Raw genomic sequence first — 19089 nt, 5'->3', positions numbered from 1 at the left:
ATGATCTATTCCTCCTCTTTACCGTGGGGGCTTTGCGCCCCCCATTTTTATGTTTAAGAATTTATCTCCGCGCCTCCCATATCCCTGAAAACGTTATGATTATCTTCACGATCAAGTTGAAACCATTTGATCGCCTGCTTCCCTATATAGCAAAGAAAGTACGTAATTGGCTCTCGCGCCAACCAGAACTCCAATTCCGAATGGGATTGCCTTTTCCTGCGCTTTTCGCGTAAATGTGATGCCGACTTTCTTGAAAATCTCCTTTATGGTGGAGAAAAATACCGCAATGGATTATTGATAGACTAGACGATTACAACAGCAGCATACTTTTTGAGAAAATGGAATGTATCTGCCGGTCTTATCAGGTGAAACAGTCTTAAACAATCAATAAACGTTTCGAATCATAAGTTTGGCATGCAAACTATACGTTCAATTTTCAAATGGAACAACTACGGCATATTTTGATTCGATCTCCGCCCAGATAAACTCAAGATCCGGCCGAGCCGAATCTTTGTATAAGAAATATAAAATCAGCCAGCCGACCAGAAGGTACACAAACAAGCCCGGGATCAGAGTAAAGGAGAGCAATCCCAGCACACACCAGGTGAAGCATCCTATGCTACGAAAAGAGGTATTTCCACGGGCCTCCCACTTCAATAATCCTTCTTTTACCTCGAATGATATCTCGATTCTCATATAACAGCCGCCAATGACGGCCGGCCTCAGACCTTTTATCAGAACGAACGGAAAACTAGTTATGACGTTGCATGGCCAAAAGTATTTCGTGCTCAGGCATTTAATATCATTGAACAATTGTTTGGGGTCAATCTCCGGTTCTATCCGACAACGTTTTGCAATAAATATTTCCGCCATAATCCAAAACACCTGTTCCTTCTATCTGATTTTCTATTCCAATTGTGAGCTGCCTGACAGACGCAATATACGGCGCTCCAGCGATGGATGTGTGGAAAAGAGATCACACCATGTCGGAGGCATGGAAATCATCATTGCTGCAATCGGTTCACCGGCTTCTGTCGAAGTACCGCTGTACTTATCTGTCATAAGTCGCTGTAAAGCTTCCTCCATCGAAGACGCGCCAACCAGCGAAGCGGCAGTGGCATCCGCTTCGAATTCCCGGTGACGCGAAAACCACAACATCAGCAGATTTCCGACGAAAAACAATAAATTGACGAGAACGACATGCATCACGAATGCCAATATTTTTGACTTCTCCCGCAACTCATCGTACCAATCCATCTGCCGCATGGCAAAGTCGATGATCATGACTCCGATGTTGACCAGACCGGTCAGAAGTGTCATGGTCAACATGTCCCCGTTGGCAATATGTGCGATTTCATGCGCTGCGACTCCGGCAAGACTTTCCTCGTCCATTTGTTCCAGCAAGCCTCGACTGAAAGCAATCAGGGCATCACTCTTCGAAGATCCGGTTGCAAATGCGTTCATCTCTTCTGCCGGATATATTCCGACTTCCGGAACTGCAGGCAGATCAATTTTCTCTGCCAAAGCGGCAACCAAGGCCAGCAAATAACGTTCCTTTGCATTTTCCGGCTTCTCAGTGTTGAGGATCTTGATATCATAGCTCCGTATTGCCAAGGCTTTGGAGAACAACAAAGCGATTACGGGTAATGCAAAACCGAACCCGCAGAGCAGAAAGAACATTCCGATTCCGCCCTTGGAACCAACCATACCGAAAACAATCGTCAGTACAACCATAACGCCGCAGTTAGCCAGCATAAAAAGGCCCATAGATTTTCCGAAACCGCCGCCGATCCGAACTCGCCGGACGTGTCCGATACGATCAAGAACCGGAAGACTGACATCCACTGACCCTACCGACTTCTCCTGCCACATACCGCAATATCGGCACTTCTGCGCCGCAGGCAGGATCGTCCGTCCGCATCGGATGCAGGTCTTGCCATCCATTGCAGCAGCGGACATGCTTTCTGATTGCCAGCTTTTGCAGTAACGGCACTTCTGTGCCGTATCCTGAATATTTTCCTTACAGAATTGACATTGCTTCATTTGCCGAAAAGCTTTATTTAATCCACGTTATGGAATCCAAATCCACATAAACCTGCACGATATCATCAATCTTCTCATACATGATGTCCACGGTTCCGGTCTCTTCGTTTGCGGTTATCATAGCCTTGGCTGAATACTGGTTTTTACCGATGGATTCCACATTGGTTATCTTGGAACAACGATATGTCGCATTCGTAAGATCCGTGCGATGAAATGGGTTGCGCTGGCTGCGCTGCTGCTGGAGTTTATAACGATTTTTCTCCAGAACTTCGACGACCAACTCTTTAACCATACCGTCGACAGACGATTCGGAAAAGAAACACCATGAGGCAATTCCAAGCATGAGCACAATGATTCCGGAAAGTATCACTTTGAAAGTCCGGGACCTGACATCAATTTTCATCGGAAGCTTTTTCAGCTTTTCATTAATATCGTCAAGAGGAAGCCTGTTATACAGCTCATCGGCTTTATTCATTGCCTTTCCAGCGACGTCTTTGACTTTTTTCCCCGTTTCCTCTGCATAATCTCCTCCCATTCGTTTTTCACGAATCGAAGCGGAACTGCTGTCACGGCCTCACCATCCTCCCATACAGAGTAGTCGATTAATCAGTCGCTCTCTACGGTGGCGCTCTGGTTTACAGATCTGACTAATCTCCTTTCCGGGGTCGTCATCGTTTCTGATGCGCCTCATTGAAACATTCAGTCTGCAACCTGTCCGCTTCCAAACGTGTAAGTTAATCGCCATAAATTACACGCAGAAAGCTGATTCCGCGAACGTCAGTTATTTATCATACCATCTCCTTTGTTTTTCTCAGTGTCATGTGCAGAATCATCCCTTTCATTCAGTGTGAGCATCTCCCCGCAAAATCTGCATTTTATAGCCTCTGCATTGATCTCTTCCGCACAAAACGGACACTTTTTTGTTTCGTTCGACATACATTTCCTCCGTGTTGTAATCTGGTTTCGTCTACTATTTTTGTTTTTTGGTTCGCCAAAGCCAACTGGGAGGCGCTCCATTATTTTTCTTGGATGAAATGAATGCCAATACACCAAAAATTGCGCCACCAACAAGACTGGGCCAGCCGCTCACAATAAGACCCCAAATTAACAAAGTAACCACAACGAATCCGACTACACCCCAGAGAATCGCTTTAATCATCATTTTTACAAATACCTTATCTGTTTACGCAAATTACGAAAATAAATAGAATGATCAATAACGGAATCAGAACTTTCAAGAATTTCCCGAAAGACCTGTCCCAATATGCAGGATTTTTCCATGCGTAACCACCCAGTCCAAGAGCTCCGAGCCCCAGAAGGACGCCATACATGGCATGCCTAGCCTGAATGTTGCATGAAACTTTCGAATCGTCGAGAAATGTTCAGAAGATTCGGAAGTTTTTATTTTCAGAGTCGGATATTGTCGTTTTTTTGCAAATTGAGCATATTCCCCCTTTCCCCCGTTGTTGTTCGGCGAGCCGGGGACAGCTCTCCAAGGTTTTATTCCCAAGCGATGATTTTCGCAGCGATCAAGCGGAGGAGTTCCTGATTTGGACAAGCACTTGAAAGAGCAACATAAATTTTTCTGGTATTCCGCCGAATAATGGCACCGATTTTCACCAGGTATAAGCGAATGCTGCCGCAGGTAGCCTCGGCAAATTGAGTTCCTGTCAACAACAATGCCCGAAACCGTTCCATGAGAATATAAGCCAAACTTGAAAGCAGAAGCCGGAATTGATTTGCCGCAAAGTCATGGCAGCTCGTCCGATCAGCGAAAAGATCCAGCTGCTGTTCCTTGATCCTGTTTTCCATCTCACCTCGGGCGCAATAGACTTTTTCATAAAGATATTGTCCATCATCATCAAGATTGGTGACGATAAAACGATTATTCGGTCCGGGGGAGTTGAATTCCGCTTTGGCAATCACCCGGCGCGGGTATTTCCAAGTTCCTGCCGCATATTCGAACTGAGTAAACAGTTTTGCTTTTTCATGTGTTTCGTTGTAAAGTGCTTCCGCTTTCACTTGAAGATCTTTTGATAATTCCAGCAAACGTGGATTTTTCGCCAATCCGACAATATATTTGACCTCATTTTTATCACACCAGTTCAGCATTTTCTGCCGACAAAAGCCACTGTCTCCCCGGAAAATAATCTTAACCTTCGGCCATTTCTGCCGAAAGCGCTTTACCAGTAGCGAGAGAATCGCCCAAGCATGCTTGGCCGCATCAATTTTTGATGGACGCAAATAAGCCACAAGCAATTGATCCCCGCAGAAAACATACAACGGCAAAAAGCAATAGTGGTCATAATAGCCATGAAAAAAGCGATTTTCCTGCATCCCGTAAGTGAGGTCATCGGTAGCATCGAAATCAAGAATCAATTCTCGAGGCGGCGTGGCAAAACTTTCGATAAAGAATTCGACAAACAATCGGCTCAAATCTACGCAAGCACGACGATCGATTCCATTTTCGAATCGACATAAAGTGCTTGGAGTGGCGAGTTGACGATCACGACCGACAACAGTTTGAATCAGCGGATCAGTTCGCAATTCATGATGGTCATTGAGATCTTCATGGCCGGCAACCAAACCAAAAACTCGTTGACGAAGCATGCTCAGATAGGAATGCTCAACTTTTCCGGGCTGTCGAATATCAAAAGAATCCAGCAGGTTACCGGCGCGCCGGGTCAAACCGAGTTTGCGGTCGAATTCTTTCACAAAAAGCAACCCGCCGTCACTGCTGATATCTCCACCGGCGAAATTGAATTCAATTTTTCTGCTTTTCGGACCTTGAAAGACCGGAATCGAAACATTACATTTTGTCATTGGCAGACCTCGGCGTTATATTGTGATGTAAGATATTACAATATAATACGTTAGTCGAGAATCTGCCTCTTTGTTTTTGAAAATTTACGCAATATTCAGGCTAGCGGAAAACTTCCCCTGCGCAGCTTCCGGCGCGTTCGGCATCCAGAAGCAAAGGAAGAGTACCCCGAGTAAGATTGCACAGCCAAGCAACAGGATCACAGAAGCCAGAATTTTTTCATAAATGGTTGTCGGACGCGATGGTTCCTGCTGTGTTTTTTGAATTTGTTCTTCCATTTTTTTACCTTTCCTTGTTAAAAAACGCGGTACTTATTCACCGCATAATGGTTAATGACATTCCTTCATTTCGCAATAAATCAGATTACTCATAAATTCAATTCCTCTCTAAGATGATAGCAAAAAAAGAGCGTCCTCTGTGTTACACTCACCTCGGAGGCACGCCAATGCCTGAAAAAGTCATGCAAACAGAGAACGCCCACATGGAGCGTCCCTGTTAAGCAACCGACTTTTTCACTTTAGAGATTTGGCGTTTTCCGAGGTGAAAGCCTGCTTAACGGTACGTATTCAATTTTTATGAGTTCTAGTTAATTTCCGGAATCATCCTTTCGATTGAGTTAAAATGAACACAATCAAAAAAATAGCATGACTTTCTCATTTTTGCAAACCAAATACTTTCTGTTCACACGACTTTCGGCATTGACGTGCCTCGGAAGTGAGTGTAACGACATCCTATTATTCGCAGGACATATGGAGATCTGACACGCAGAATTGATTTTTTCCAAATATTTTATTCGGACACCCAATTCCTTCTGGCATTATAGTAAGTGATCAACTCCTGACGCCGTTCACACAGCCAACGAAAACGTTCCGCAAGCGCATCCCATTTTTCCGGTGGGTCCAGTAACATTGCGGTAACAGCCATATGAATATTGATTTCAAGAAAAATCAATTGACACTTTGGAAGCCGCATATGGTCTTCATGAAATTCTTCCGGAGATTGACCGAGCATTTTACGCCGATTATTCCACACAGTCAAAGTCGGAGAGAAATCCATTTTCAAGGAATGCGAATACTCCGGATGGTAATATTCCCGATATAACTTCCTGGTTTTCTCCAACGCGGGATATGCAGATGGAGTTGATGTTGTACCATAACCGTAACGAATTTTTCCAGCCCTCGAAACTGTAACATTAGGCTTGTATATTCGAGTCTGCCAATCCCAAGCAGGGTCAAGTAACGTAAACATTTCAGCAGAGGAATCAAGGGGATAATCAAAAATCGAATGAGCAAAAAACTTATCTTTCTCTTCAAAGAATGTGGGAATTTTCAGTTTAAACTTTTCTCCCCATCCCCAAGGCCAACGCTCAGTGAGTACTGGTATATCAGAAATTTTTACAATTCTCCGCCTGATACCCGGTGGCGGTTCCGGAGAATCCGGTTTAGATGCCGGACGCGGCTTTATCGACACCGATGGCTTGGGGGTAGCAGAAGGGGGTAATTGAACCGGCGTGGTAATTTTTCTCTGCTGCTGCAAAACGATTCCCCCCACGCCAATTCCAATTATCAGCAGTATAATGACTAACACCAAGAGATATTTATGCTTCCGATGCATCGCTGAAGTTTTTGCCAATGCCATTCGAAATTCCGCCGCCGATTCAAAACCCGGAGTACTGCAAGCCCAAAGAATCGCTCCGACCAATAGACGCGACGTACGGGAAAGAATCTCCTTCGGAAACGACGGATAGCTACCGACCGCGTCCCCGGTCAGCGCACAGTAAAGCGTTTTTCCGAGAGCGTAAAAGTCATCCCGCGGAGTCGCATTGCGCTTTCCCGCACTCAGTTCCGGCGAGAGAAAGCCGGGCGTTCCGGCAAAGCTGACCGCAGCCGCTTCGGTGACCAGACCGATGTCGCTCAATACAGCCCGGCCCCCGGTCCACAGAATGTTGTCCGGCTTGACGTCCCGGTGAACGAGACCAAGCCGGTGAAGTGCCTCCAGCCCGGCAAGCAGCTCTTCGGCCAGTTTCCGAACGCATTCCGCCGAAAGCGGTCCGCGCTGCTCCAAGTGTTTGGCGAGAGTGTCAGGCAGATACTCATCCGGCGAATCCGCCAGATTGTCGGCCAAATCCATCGTGTAATAGATGCTTCCATCATCGAGGCGGTCGATATGATGCACGGTCAGCAGATTCGGGTGATTGCAGCTGCGGTAACGAATCAGCCCCTGCAATTCCCGCTCCAGTCGCCTGCCGCTCCCGGAAATGACCTTTAATGCGACCCGCTGACCGGTCAGGGTATTTTCCGCGACGAAAACCCGGCCGTAAGCGCCGCTGCCGCATTCCGCCGTCAGACGGTACGGCCCGAGTTGAGTTCCGATTTCACAGGACATTGGAATCCAGCTCCAGTTCCGGATCCTGCCGGTTCCAGTCGGCAACGATCTGTTTCAGGATTTTGAGGCAGCGGGTCTTGGCGGTATAAACGAACTGCCGGTTGACCGAGAGTGTCCGCGCGACCTCTTCAACCGGCAGGGCTTGCCGCATATGGAGATCGAAAGCAAGATACGTCTCAGGGGCAACACGTTCCCGGAGAAGCGCAAGCGCATCCTCCAGCAACAATTTCCGCCACTCGCAAAGCAGCGCCTCGTTCAGCAGAAAATCCGGTGTCGCCGGCTCCTTGCCATCCAACTCCGATTCCGAAACCAGACGGTTCGAGCGATAACGCCGGCGCAGCAGATCGAAAATCCGCGCTTGAATGATCTTACCGAAGTAGGTACGGAACCGGGCAATCTGAGGACTGAAAACAAACGTTTTGGAATTTTTAAAAAAGCAGAGCATCACTTCTTGTACCAGATCATCGCATTCCTCCGGCGTCAGCCCCTTGAGGCTACCCAAAGATGCAATGATTCCGCGATAACGGTCAAAAAATTCCGTCCAGGAAACGGCATCTCCATTCTGCAATTTGTCCAGTAACGTTTTCGAGGTGGTCGGGTATCGCATTTTATTTTTTTGACCGTCAACATTTTTCAATGGTAATATCTTTTAATAGACATCGTTGAAGGTACTTTTGCAAATAAAAGATATTACCATTACCTCATCAAACAGTCCATTGGTTCAATTTCTCATTCGAAAATTTCCGGAAAGCATTTTGCAAACAACATAGCGGATGCTATATTGATGCAGAGAATGAGTCTCGGGAGATTTTGAGATGCCTTCCATGGAAAATATCGTTGAGCAATTAAAAGCCCTGCGCCGGCAGCACGGCTGGTCGCAGGAAGACTTGGCCCGGGAACTCGGTGTCAGCTTTTCCACCGTCAACCGCTGGGAAAACGGAAAAGCCAAGCCTTCCCGACTGGCTCAGAAAGGCATTCTGACGTTGACCGTTCAAGCAGAAGGCAATCGCCGTGCAGTTGAGGGATGGAATTCATGAGAAAAAAATCCCCGATTCCTCCCAACGGCGAGATATTGCTTTATCAAGCCCCTGACGGTACGGCCAAGTTGAATGTCCGTCTGGTCAATGAAAGCGTCTGGCTGAGCATCGACCAGATGGCGTTGCTGTTCGGGATTGATAAGTCTGGAATCAGCCGTCACTTGAAAAACATTTTCGCAACCGGCGAACTGGTAAAACCGGCAACTGTTGCAAAATTTGCAACAGTTCAAATGGAAGGGAACCGTCAGGTCAATCGTGATATCGACTATTACAACCTTGATGCCATTATTTCAGTCGGTTACCGGGTGAACTCGATACGTGGGACGCAATTCCGGATCTGGGCGACGCAACGGTTGCGCGAATACATCGTGAAAGGCTTCACGATGGATGACGAACGGCTGAAGAACCCGGCAGTGGGCGATAATGAGGCGCCTGACTATTTCGATGAGCTGTTGGAACGGATACGGGACATCCGGGCATCGGAGCGCCGGATGTACCTGCGGGTACGGGAAATTTTCAGCATGGCGGCGGATTACCGGATCGGCTTCAAAGAGACGACGCAGTTTTTTACGTTCATTCAGGATAAATTGCATGTAGCGGCAACCGGCCATACTTCGGCGGAATTGATTATGGAACGCGCCAACCACCTGTTGCCGCACATGGGGCTGACGAATCATCCGCGAAGTGAAGTTCGCAAAGCGGATACCACAGTCGGCAAGAACTACCTGAAAGAAGATGAGATCGACGCTTTGAACCGGATCGTTTCAATGTGGCTGGACTTTGCCGAAGATCAGGCGAAGCGGCGCAAACAGATTTTCCTGAAAGACTGGACGCAAAAGCTGGATGATTTTCTGCGTTTCAACGAACGCCCGGTCCTGCAGAATCACGGAAGCGTCAGCCGGACAGCGGCCAACGAACATGCCCATCGTGAATATGAATTATTTGCCGCCAGCCGTCGTGCCATAAAGGAAGCCGAGGGAGAGCAGCAACTTGAACACGCTTTAGAAGACATTATGAAGCGATTGCCGAAAAAAGGCGAGAAATGAGTACATGACCGGTAAATTCGGGAGAATACTTTGGAATGATAGATAACCTCAAAATCAAAACGATCAAGATCGAATTGCTCGAAGGTACGCCGGAAGGGTTTCGCAGAGCGGAATTTACGACACAATTAATGCGTGTTCTGGTAGTCCCCCGTGATAAACAGGAATTGTTGGATCGCTGTCCGGAAGCGAAGTTTCAGGCTGTTTATTTGATTATCGGGGAAGATGAGCATGGCGCTTCTAAAGTCTATGTCGGAAAAACGAAGCGAATGGCGTTGCGAATCAAGGAGCATAACAAAGGTGGCAAGAAGGACTATTGGAAAAACGTTCTTTATTTTGTCACCAAAGACAACAGTCTTTCCTCCACCGAGATCGAATACTTGGAGTGGTTGTTGATCCAAAAGGCGACAGAGGCAGGGAATTTTCAGCTTGACAACGGGAATAAAGGTTGCAAAGAAGAACCGCAGGTAGAACCTGCCAAGCGTTCCGATTTTGCTGATTACTACAATCAGATTGTCGCCCTTACCGAAGTCCTCGGATATGGGGGAATTTTCAACAAGATTCATACGGAAGAGGTTGCGAAAGAAGAGCATTTCTACTGCAAAAGTATCAAAGGGGATGTGGATGCTCAACTTGTGGCCCGTGATGACGGTTTCTACGTCCTTGCCGGTTCTGTTTGTGCGCCGGAGCTTTCAGAGGCAGGCAAGAAAAACTCTACGCTGGTTAATATGAGGGAAAAGCTGCTGCAAACCGGAGTGCTGAAACAGCAGGGGGAAAAACTCGTCTTTACTCAGGACTATAAATTCTCATCTCCTTCCGGGGCTTCAACTTTAGTTTATGGCCGCAACATGAATGGCTGGGAATGGTGGCGCAATGCGTCAGGAAAAACGCTCAATGAATGTATCCGCCAGAGCGAGAAAGAGGAGCGGAACTAAATGCCAACTTTGGAATGGATTGGAAAAGATAAGGTCATCAACCATCACTTGGATGTGCCGTTCCGGGTGCTGGAGCGCAAATACAGCTATGATGAAACCGGGCAGCACGCCGAGGACAACGGCAGCGAAAACATGATCATCAAAGGCGACAATCTCGAAGCCTTGAAAGCTCTTTTACCCAGGTTCGAGGGGAAGGTTGATTGCATTTATATCGATCCTCCATACAACACCGGCACTGAAAAGTGGGTCTACAACGACAATGTCAATGACCCCAGGATCAGGAAATGGCTTGGAGACGTCGTCGGAAAAGAAGGCGAAGATTTGACTCGTCATGACAAATGGCTCTGCATGATGTATCCGCGCCTGAAACTGCTTCAACGCCTTCTGTCTCCCAACGGCGTAATTTTCATCAGCATAGACAACAACGAACAATTGAACTTGAAGCAGATGTGCGATGAGATTTTCGGAAGCGGTTGTTTCGTTTCAAATATCGCCTGGCAGCGCACCTACTCGCCTCGTAATGATTCCAAGGGCATTCCCAGCGAAACAGACTGGATTCTCGTATACGGCAAAGCGCCCGGATGGAATCCGCGTAAATTGTCTCGTACCGAGGCCATGGATGCTCGCTATATATCTCCCGATGGTGATCCTAGAGCGTGGAAAGCAGGTGATGCGAGTGCGGCAGGAGCCTCAACTCACACAGGGATGGTCTACGCAATTCAACATCCATTGACAGGGGAAATGCTTTATCCTCCCAATGGGCGTCATTGGTGTTTGGGGCAACCTCAGATGTTGACGATCATGAATCAGTGGGCGGAATATGAGCTTAAGCCGCTCGATGATTTTGAAAGAAGAGTTCAAATTTGCGGGAGTTCGCCAGAAAAAGTTCCCGCAACAATTGACGCGCTTGTATTGAAATACCCTATCTCGGAGGTCAAGAATCAATCTCAGGAGCGATATAAGCAAGGATGTTGGCCTCGTCTTTATTTCACCAGTAAAGGCCTTGGTGGAATTGCCTATAAGCGCTACCTTGATGAAATGGATGGGCGTATCGTTACAAATTTATGGCCATATACGGAAGCCGGTCATACTGATGAGGCAACGAAAGAACAAAAGGCTATTTTTGGCGGTAAGTCACCATTTGAAACCCCCAAGCCATCACGATTGATTGAACGGATTCTGGAGATCGGTTCTGCTCCGGATTCGATCATTCTGGATTCCTTTGCGGGAACCGGAACCACCGCCCATGCGGTGTTGAGCCGAAACAGGAAGGATGGAGGGCGACGGCGCTTTATTCTTGTCGAGATGGAAGACTACGCGGAAGCGATAACGGCGGAGCGAGTGAAGCGAGTCATTTCCGGCTATGATTTCAAGGGGAAACAGGAAACAGAAATTTTCAGCAGGCAATTGACTGCATCTAATTTGAGGGATGGTGCAAACCTGTTGACGGAAGCTCAGACGGTAGCGGACTCCGCCCGTGACCAGTATGATAAAATCAGCAAACCGACGATCAAAGATAATGCATTGAAGGTAATCGGTACGAAGGTTTATACGGAACGCATGGATGGTCTTGGCGGCAGCTTCAGCTTTTATGAGCTGGGCGAACCGCTGCTGGTCGACGGCGGGAATCTGAATGAAAGCGTCGGTATCGACAAAATCCGGGAATACATCTGGTTTATGGAAACGAAGAAGCCCTTTGCGGAACCGGCGAACAAAGACAATGCCGCGTATCTTGGAACGGATGCGGAAACCGCTTATTATTTTCATTACGAAAGAGAACGGGTAACAACTCTGGATCACGAGTTTCTGAGTTCGATCCGCAACCGAGTGTCCGGTTATGTGATTTACGCCGACCTGAACGCCCTCTCCGGCGACGAGCTGAAGCGGTTCGGGATTGCCTTCAAAAAAATTCCGCGCGATATCGCGAAACTGTAAGGGGATATTACGATGGAACTGAAAAACTATCAACGGAAAGTGATGGATGATCTCAATCGCTTTCTCGACGCTTTTCGCAGTACGCCGATCGTCGCCGAAGCCTATCGAAAACATTGGGAGAATCAGGGTGTTCCCGTAAACGGCCTCGACGGAATGAAACCTTACACGAATCTTCTTGGCGAAGTTCCCCACGTCTGCTTCAAAGTCCCCACCGGCGGCGGCAAGACCTTTCTCGCCTGTAATGCGCTTCGCCCCGTGTTTGACGCATTCCCTTTCACCCGGACGAAAGTTGTGGTCTGGCTGGTCCCTTCCGATGCCATTCTGCAGCAGACCGTCAAGAATCTCTCGAATCCCGATCACGGATACCGGCATAAAATCAACGTTGATTTCAGCAACCGGGTGGAGGTTTATGCCAAAAGTCAACTGCTTGCCGGGCAGAATTTCAATCCCGTCGCGGTTCAGGAGCAGTTGAGTATTCTGATTCTGAGTTACGACTCTTTCCGCTCCAAAACCAAAGAAGGACGCAAGGGGTTTCAGGAGAACGGCAATCTCGCGCAGTTCGTTCGAGTGTTCGGTCCCCCGGATCATCCCATCGACGGAGCGGACGAGACCTCGCTCATTCAAATCGTTAACCAGCTCAATCCGGTCGTGATTGTGGATGAAAGCCACCATGCCATCAGTGACCTGAGCATTGAAATGCTTCGGAATTTTAATCCGAAGTTCGTTCTCGACCTCACCGCGACGCCGAAATCGAACAGCAACATCATCTCATTTGTCGACGCGGCAGAACTCAAGGCCGAGAGCATGGTAAAACTCCCGGTAATCGTCTACAACCGTCCCGGCAAGGAAGACGTCCTTTACGACGCGATTACTTTCCGTAATCGGCTGGAAGCAACGGCGATAAACGAGCGGGCGGCGACCGGGCGATATATCCGGCCGATTGTCCTGTTTCAGGCGCAGCCCCGCAACTCCGAAGACAGCACGACATTTGAGAAGATCAAAGAGGGCCTGCTACTGGCCGGTATTCCCGCCAGTCAGATTGCCATCAAGACGGCAGAAAAAGATGAGCTCAAGAATGTTGACCTTCTCTCTGAATCTACGGAAATCCGTTACATCATCACGGTGAATGCGCTGAAAGAGGGATGGGACTGCCCATTCGCCTATATTCTCGCGACCATTGCCAACAAAACGTCAGTTGTCGATGTGGAGCAGATTGTCGGGCGCATTCTCCGCCAGCCTCACACCCGTCAATGTGGCAATCCGCTGCTGAACTACGCTTATGTATTCACCTCCTCCAGTCACTTCAGCGACACGGTCAACAAGGTGGTGGATGGGTTGAACAAGGCGGGATTCGGGAAATGGGAGTGCCGGGAAGTCGAAACGCTGCCGACTGCACCCGCACGGCAGCCGGACATGCCGGAACAAGGTAAACTCTCGTTGCCTGACGAAGAAGCGGCCGACAGCGGTTTCGACCCGGAGGCATTGAGGAAGAGACTTGCAGTGGCAGCTCCGGAAACAACTCCGGCGGACGACCCGATTGCCGCAACCGCACTGGCACAGGGAGAAGAATATACCGCGGCAATCGCCGCTACCGAGAATCAAAGCGTACCGATGGAGGTGAGGAACAGGATGAAACATTACGCAATGCGGCCGGAGTTTGCGGAACAGGCAAGGGCCATGCAAATTCCGCAATTCCATCTGAAGCAGCCGCCGAGCCTGTTTTCCGCAGAAGATAGCTGTTTGTTGGATAAGAAACATTTGACCAAAGGATTCACACTGAAGAATAAAGATTCCGAAATTGACTTTGCTCAATTGCAAATCGATGCTTATGCGGTTGACATAACCGGCCAGGGCCGCGAACAGCAAGTCCAGCGCAAGGTTCTTGACGATGCCGAACGACGCAGATTCCAGGAGTATTTGAACAGTCAGCCGCCAGAATCCCGTGTGCGCCACTGCAAAGGTGCCATTCTTCAATTGCTGAGCAGATACGATGAAGTCGAGAGCGTTGAATTGAAAGGTTATGTCGACCGGATCATCGATAATTTGAGTTCCGACCAGCTGACGGCGCTTGAAACGGATTATACTCTCTATGCGCGTAAAATTAGAGAAAAGATCGACCAACTGCTTGAAGAGCATCGGGAGAGAAACTTCTTCGAATGGTTGAATCTCGACAAGATTGTCGTGAAGCCGTCATGGACATTCCCGACTCAAATCTCTCCATTGCAGACATCTCCGGGAATTGCCGGATCGCTTTATTCATCGGAAGGATCGATGAACAGCCTTGAAACCCGCGTCGCGGATTTGTTTTCGTCCTTGCCCAATATCATCTGGTGGCACCGAAATCTCGAACGTTCCGGTTTTGGAATCAATGGATTTCTCAATCATTATCCCGATTTCATCGTCTGTACCCGAAACGGACGCATTCTTCTGATCGAATCCAAAGGGGAGCAGCTCAGGAACGATGACAGCGCGGCCAAAGTCCGCCTGGGAAAATCCTGGGCCAACGCCTCTGGCCAGCAGTTCAGATACTTGATGGTCTTCGACCAGTTTCCGTTGGATATGGACGGAGCGTACAAGTTCGATGATTTCAGTAGAATGATGCGGGAGCTGTAGCACGATCAATCCAATGCGATTATTCTTTACGGAGGAAAATAAATGAGTAATGATAATGGTCAGCAAATAGAGTTATTGCCAGCGATTGTCGACGAGAACGCTGTCATTTTAAAATTCGAGACAACCGAGCATTGTCTTGATGCAACTTTGATGGCCAATACATTACTGGCATTCAATTCTTCTATTATAGGATTAACTAAATATGAACATTTAGATGGTGCTAAGGTCAGTGTTTGCACAGTCCAAAGTGGATGTGTGGAGATTGGAGCAATCATTTCTACTGTGCAGACGGCGGGAATAAGTATTGCATACATTAGTACCTTGTGGGAGCATTTAAAATCGCTTTATGAACTTTATCGTTTCTTAAAGGGATCACCTCCAAAGAAAACGATTCCAACTGAAAATCAAACAATTGTTGAAAATCAATTGGGCCAACAAGCTACATTCAACAATTGCGTAGTTAATCAATATACCATCTCTAACTCAACTCTCATCGGCGATGGAGAAAGCCTTTTGCAAAATAAAAAACTTTCAGGTGTAACGATCCTTGATGGAGAACGTCATCCTATATTATCTGTGCCAAGAGATGAGTTTAAGAATCTGATCCCATATAAAAAAGTACCAAAAGATCAATCAGAACAATTTGAGGAACAGGAACTTTTGCTGACCATTGCAACCGTTAATCTTGATAATCCCCATAAAAATTGGTCTTTCATTGATGGGAATGGATTGCAGTTTTCTGCCAAAATAGAAGATGAATCTTTTATTGCTAGAATAAGTTCTGGCGCTGTCGCATTTAGACAAGGTGATAAAATTCAATGCCGCATGGAAACGATAAAAAAATTTGATACTGTCCTGAATACTTTTGTGATAAAACGAAGAAATATAAAAGAAATTTTGCACTATACTCCACGCGTTTTACTCCTAGAGCCAAACTTACCTGGCATTTAACACGTCGAAACATTGTGTGGTTCAAAAATAGTCAGATATATATTACCTTTATGATATAGCAAAAGCTGTTCGTGTAACATCTCCGATGATCAAATGATCGTCGGGGATGTTGTGTGTACGCCCGGCATGGGTGATAACTTGACGGTGAAAGTCCGTTACAGACTTGGCAGTAGGAACTGTTAGCTTAAGGCAAGGGTGTCCACCGCGAGGTGGAATCTGAAGGAAGTCGGCGGCAAATTCCCGGCCTGACGAACAGAAAGTACATATAAGGCATTTGCAAGGCGGACGAGCTTGCACAACAAAGCGAAGTCCAATACTGCCCGAACCTTGTGGTGTAGATGTACCAGGCGCCTGGGATGAAAGTTATCGCTCTTATCCGGGGAGATCTCAACGGTATGAATGAAGCCGTGAATGCATGGTAATTTCAACCCGTACAGTGATGTGCGGCTGAACGTTGAGAAGTCAGCAGAGGCCATAGTACCGTGTTTTTTTTTTTACGGGAAGGGCCGAACAGTAGTCGATCTTTCGCAAGTGAAAGGTGCAGCATGTGTAGAGAGCAGAAAATCCGGAAACGGAACTGCCCGGGGATGGATAGGCTGGAAGCCGAAGAGAATCCGGGAGTGCGGAGCATGCTTACGCGGGAAACTGAAGCGAAAGACGGTGCTGATTTGTTTGAACGCATCCTTGAGCGTAACAACCTCAACCGTGCGTACAAGCAAGTCAAGAGAAACGGCGGAGCGCCGGGCGTGGACGGAATGACCGTTGACGACCTGTTGGCGTATCTGTGCGAACACAAGGAAAGTTTCCTTGAAAATCTCCGAACCGAAACGTATCGCCCGCAACCGGTGCGCCGGGTTGAAATCCCGAAACCGGACGGGGGGATACGGATGCTTGGTGTTCCAACGGGCATGGATCGGATGATTCAACAGGCAATATCGCAGGTCCTCTGCCCGATATTCGAGGAGGAATTTTCAGAAAACAGCTACGGTTTCCGACCGGGGCGTAGCGCTCATCAGGCCATCCGGCAAGCACGGAAATACTACAATCAAGGCTATCGGCGGGTTGTCGATCTTGACTTGAGCAAGTATTTCGACACCATGAACCATGAGCTGTTGATGGAAATGTTGCGGGCCAAAATCTCTGATCAACGAGTTTTGTGCCTGATTAAACGCTACTTGAAGAGCGGAGTCATGATCAATGGCGTGGTGACGCGAACGGAAGAAGGCAGTCCACAGGGCGGCAATCTTTCGCCATTGCTGAGCAACATCTACCTGACCGCTTTCGACCGGGAATTGGAACGCCGTGGACACAAGTTCGTACGATATGCGGACGATGTCAACATCTACGTCAGAAGTCAACGCGCCGCCGAACACGTACTTGCGAGCAGCAGACGGTTTCTTGAAGCGAAATTGAAACTCAAAGTAAACGAATCCAAAAGTAAAGCGGGAAGTCCGCTGAAGCTGAAGTTTCTCGGCTTCGCACTGCGAAGTACGACGAAAGGACAGGCCGGAATTCGAATACACGAGAAGTCTATAGACCGCTTCAAAGCCAAGGTTCGCGAGCTGACCCGAAGGAATCAGGGAAATTCGGTGGAATATATGCTGTACAAACTTCGGCAATATACCGTCGGATGGCTCGGATACTATGCGATTGCGGACATGAAGATGTTTATGCAAAACATGAATGAATGGATTCAACGGAAAATTCGGACGTATGTTTGGAAACAGTGGAAACGAGTACGGACACGATTTACGCGACTGCAATCGTTGGGTATTTCCGAGGGAAAAGCGTGGGAATGGGCGAATACGAGGAAAGGCTACTGGCATATTGCCCGTAGTTGGATTTTACATCGTGTATTGCCGTCTCAACGCATTGCCGAAATAGGGTATGACGATATCCTACTTCGGTACAAAGCGTTGCACTCAAGCTGCTGAACCGCCGTATGCCGAACGGCACGTACGGTGGTGTGAGAGGACGCCCGGCCAACTAATGACCGGGCTCCTACTCGATTTTAAACTCATGGAGGTACGAAAATGAAGATCAAGAAGAGTGTGTTGCTGGAAGCGTTGAAGGTGCTCGGCAAGGTGGTGTCGCAGACTTCTCCGGTGGAGGTTCAGCGGTCGGTACGGTTCTTCGGCGTCGGGGAACAGGTCTGGCTGACTGCGACCGACGGTGTGGAATCCGTCACGGTCGAAGTAATCGGCGATGCCGGGGAGATGGAGGATTTTGCGGTCGAATATAAGGCGCTGCGTGAGCTGATTCGTTCCACGCGCGGCGGCGAGGTCGAAGTGACCGGCAAACGACTTGACTGGCCGGAAACGGAGGCCGTCCCGGATGACGCGGTGACGGTCGAACTGCCGCCGGACTTCGGCAAGCTGTTGGCGTTGGCGGCCCCGGTGGTGAATCTGCGTGAAGCGCGGCTCGCGTTGCGGGGGATTAATCTCTCCCGCGATGGAATTACGACGACGAACGGTAAAGAGCTGCTCAACCTGCCATGTCCGCTGAAAATCCCGGAGGATATGACGCTGCCGTTTCCGCTGGCATTGCTGACCGCCAAACCGGAGGAAGCGGGTACACTGCACATCTGGCGCTGCCGGAACGAGCGGCTGTTCCGCATCGTGATCGGCGGTTTCCAGTGGCAGGGCAAAGCGTTGCCGGGTAACTTTCCCGCTTGGAAACAGGTGATTCCCGTCGACAAAACGCTGGATTATCAGATCGAGATTCACGAGCCAGAACAGATCATCACGTTTCTGAAAGCGGTTCCCGACTGTCCGCCGTTTCACGCGATCGAGCTGAACGTGGTTCCGGGCGGCGTCACCGTGATTCCGAATAACTTCCCGGATATGGAGTTGCGGTTGGAGGCGACGGTGATCGGTGCTCAGCCCCGTGCTGTGCTGGCGCTCAACAAGTATATCCTGCTGCGGATGCTTCAGCAGGGCTACACGAAATTCCGGGCACATTCGGACGGCAGGATTCCGGTCATCGCCGAGGGCGGCAGCGGCCGGTATCTCGCGATGCCGATTCACATATTACCCAAACATCAACCCGAAAAGGAGACAAGCAAAATGGAAAACATCAAACGCATCGAATCCACCGAAACCGCAGCCGAGGAGACTGCCGAGCCGGTGAATCCGATGGAGGAACTCAATCACTCCATCGAGGAACTGCGTGGCAAACTCAAAACGCTGCTCGACGAATCGGCGCTTCTGGCCCGCAAGGTCAAGGAGGCTGTGCTTCAGCAGAAGCAGCGCGAACGCGAGTTCGTTCAGGCGAAACGCGCCATCGAACGAATCAGGATGGCCATCTAACGAAACAACACAAATACA

The 19089-nt window shown here is 48.6% G+C and carries 16 protein-coding genes; 8 read left to right on the top strand and 8 right to left on the bottom strand.

Going from position 1 to position 19089, the window contains the following annotated elements:
- Positions 1-429: 429 nt before the first annotated feature.
- The 8 genes from HWX74_RS03085 to HWX74_RS03050 form a co-directional block, all read right to left on the bottom strand.
- Positions 430-873, bottom strand: coding sequence for a hypothetical protein (locus HWX74_RS03085; protein ID WP_176012148.1), 444 nt, complete (start codon positions 871-873; stop codon positions 430-432).
- A 33-nt stretch (positions 874-906) separates the two neighbouring features.
- The gene (gene htpX, locus HWX74_RS03080) at positions 907-2043 is read right to left on the bottom strand and encodes a protease HtpX (protein ID WP_176012147.1); all 1137 of its coding nucleotides are present in this window, start codon (positions 2041-2043) and stop codon (positions 907-909) included.
- A gap of 13 nt (positions 2044-2056) precedes the next feature.
- Positions 2057-2578 (bottom strand): hypothetical protein, encoded by a 522-nt coding sequence (locus HWX74_RS03075; protein WP_176012146.1) that lies wholly within the window; start codon positions 2576-2578, stop codon positions 2057-2059.
- 435 nt (positions 2579-3013) lie between these two features.
- On the bottom strand, positions 3014-3205 hold the full coding sequence (locus HWX74_RS03070) for a hypothetical protein (protein WP_176012145.1): 192 nt from the start codon (positions 3203-3205) through the stop codon (positions 3014-3016).
- Positions 3206-3543: 338 nt separating this feature from the next.
- Positions 3544-4866: an IS1380 family transposase gene (locus HWX74_RS03065; protein WP_176012144.1), complete on the bottom strand. Its 1323-nt coding sequence runs from the start codon at positions 4864-4866 to the stop codon at positions 3544-3546.
- An 84-nt stretch (positions 4867-4950) separates the two neighbouring features.
- Positions 4951-5142, bottom strand: a complete 192-nt coding sequence (locus tag HWX74_RS03060; protein WP_176012143.1) for a hypothetical protein — start codon at positions 5140-5142, stop codon at positions 4951-4953.
- A 511-nt stretch (positions 5143-5653) separates the two neighbouring features.
- Positions 5654-7249: a serine/threonine-protein kinase gene (locus tag HWX74_RS03055; protein ID WP_176012142.1), complete on the bottom strand. Its 1596-nt coding sequence runs from the start codon at positions 7247-7249 to the stop codon at positions 5654-5656.
- Positions 7239-7856, bottom strand: coding sequence for an RNA polymerase sigma factor (locus HWX74_RS03050; protein ID WP_176012141.1), 618 nt, complete (start codon positions 7854-7856; stop codon positions 7239-7241). Before HWX74_RS03050 ends, HWX74_RS03055 begins: the two co-directional genes overlap by 11 nt.
- 208 nt (positions 7857-8064) lie before the next feature.
- Here HWX74_RS03050 and HWX74_RS03045 point away from each other — a divergent pair, with 208 nt between their 5' ends.
- From HWX74_RS03045 to HWX74_RS03010, 8 genes are all read left to right on the top strand, one after another.
- Positions 8065-8286: a DNA-binding transcriptional regulator gene (locus tag HWX74_RS03045; protein WP_217704833.1), complete on the top strand. Its 222-nt coding sequence runs from the start codon at positions 8065-8067 to the stop codon at positions 8284-8286.
- A complete protein-coding gene (locus tag HWX74_RS03040) occupies positions 8283-9332 on the top strand; it encodes a virulence RhuM family protein (RefSeq protein WP_176012140.1) in 1050 nt (349 codons plus the stop codon). Before HWX74_RS03045 ends, HWX74_RS03040 begins: the two co-directional genes overlap by 4 nt.
- Positions 9333-9367: 35 nt before the next feature.
- Positions 9368-10264 carry a GIY-YIG nuclease family protein gene (locus HWX74_RS03035; RefSeq protein WP_176012139.1) on the top strand — a complete coding sequence of 299 codons (897 nt, stop codon included), beginning with the start codon at positions 9368-9370 and terminating at the stop codon, positions 10262-10264.
- Positions 10265-12199, top strand: coding sequence for a site-specific DNA-methyltransferase (locus tag HWX74_RS03030; RefSeq protein WP_176012138.1), 1935 nt, complete (start codon positions 10265-10267; stop codon positions 12197-12199).
- Positions 12200-12211: 12 nt separating this feature from the next.
- Positions 12212-14812 carry a DEAD/DEAH box helicase gene (locus HWX74_RS03025; RefSeq protein ID WP_176012137.1) on the top strand — a complete coding sequence of 867 codons (2601 nt, stop codon included), beginning with the start codon at positions 12212-12214 and terminating at the stop codon, positions 14810-14812.
- 42 nt (positions 14813-14854) lie between these two features.
- Complete coding sequence (locus HWX74_RS03020; protein WP_176012136.1) at positions 14855-15763, top strand: hypothetical protein; 909 nt, start codon at positions 14855-14857, stop codon at positions 15761-15763.
- A gap of 587 nt (positions 15764-16350) precedes the next feature.
- Entirely contained in the window at positions 16351-17697 is a 1347-nt protein-coding gene (gene ltrA, locus HWX74_RS03015) for a group II intron reverse transcriptase/maturase (protein ID WP_217704832.1), read from the top strand.
- Between the two features lie 99 nt (positions 17698-17796).
- Complete coding sequence (locus HWX74_RS03010) at positions 17797-19071, top strand: hypothetical protein (protein ID WP_176012134.1); 1275 nt, start codon at positions 17797-17799, stop codon at positions 19069-19071.
- Positions 19072-19089 lie beyond the last annotated feature (18 nt).

Source organism: Victivallis sp. Marseille-Q1083 (assembly GCF_903645315.1).
Taxonomy (GTDB): Bacteria; Verrucomicrobiota; Lentisphaeria; order Victivallales; family Victivallaceae; genus UMGS1518.
This window is presented reverse-complemented; position numbering and strand designations above follow the sequence as displayed.

What these genes read in the sequence shown, in the direction of transcription:
- HWX74_RS03085 (WP_176012148.1), bottom strand. Translation starts at nt 873, where the DNA reads ATGGCGGAAATATTTATTGCAAAACGTTGTCGGATAGAACCGGAGATT.
- htpX (WP_176012147.1), bottom strand. Translation starts at nt 2,043, where the DNA reads ATGAAGCAATGTCAATTCTGTAAGGAAAATATTCAGGATACGGCACAG.
- HWX74_RS03075 (WP_176012146.1), bottom strand. Translation starts at nt 2,578, where the DNA reads ATGGGAGGAGATTATGCAGAGGAAACGGGGAAAAAAGTCAAAGACGTC.
- HWX74_RS03070 (WP_176012145.1), bottom strand. Translation starts at nt 3,205, where the DNA reads ATGATGATTAAAGCGATTCTCTGGGGTGTAGTCGGATTCGTTGTGGTT.
- HWX74_RS03065 (WP_176012144.1), bottom strand. Translation starts at nt 4,866, where the DNA reads ATGACAAAATGTAATGTTTCGATTCCGGTCTTTCAAGGTCCGAAAAGC.
- HWX74_RS03060 (WP_176012143.1), bottom strand. Translation starts at nt 5,142, where the DNA reads ATGGAAGAACAAATTCAAAAAACACAGCAGGAACCATCGCGTCCGACA.
- HWX74_RS03055 (WP_176012142.1), bottom strand. Translation starts at nt 7,249, where the DNA reads ATGTCCTGTGAAATCGGAACTCAACTCGGGCCGTACCGTCTGACGGCG.
- HWX74_RS03050 (WP_176012141.1), bottom strand. Translation starts at nt 7,856, where the DNA reads ATGCGATACCCGACCACCTCGAAAACGTTACTGGACAAATTGCAGAAT.
- HWX74_RS03045 (WP_217704833.1), top strand. Translation starts at nt 8,065, where the DNA reads ATGCCTTCCATGGAAAATATCGTTGAGCAATTAAAAGCCCTGCGCCGG.
- HWX74_RS03040 (WP_176012140.1), top strand. Translation starts at nt 8,283, where the DNA reads ATGAGAAAAAAATCCCCGATTCCTCCCAACGGCGAGATATTGCTTTAT.
- HWX74_RS03035 (WP_176012139.1), top strand. Translation starts at nt 9,368, where the DNA reads ATGATAGATAACCTCAAAATCAAAACGATCAAGATCGAATTGCTCGAA.
- HWX74_RS03030 (WP_176012138.1), top strand. Translation starts at nt 10,265, where the DNA reads ATGCCAACTTTGGAATGGATTGGAAAAGATAAGGTCATCAACCATCAC.
- HWX74_RS03025 (WP_176012137.1), top strand. Translation starts at nt 12,212, where the DNA reads ATGGAACTGAAAAACTATCAACGGAAAGTGATGGATGATCTCAATCGC.
- HWX74_RS03020 (WP_176012136.1), top strand. Translation starts at nt 14,855, where the DNA reads ATGAGTAATGATAATGGTCAGCAAATAGAGTTATTGCCAGCGATTGTC.
- ltrA (WP_217704832.1), top strand. Translation starts at nt 16,351, where the DNA reads ATGGATAGGCTGGAAGCCGAAGAGAATCCGGGAGTGCGGAGCATGCTT.
- HWX74_RS03010 (WP_176012134.1), top strand. Translation starts at nt 17,797, where the DNA reads ATGAAGATCAAGAAGAGTGTGTTGCTGGAAGCGTTGAAGGTGCTCGGC.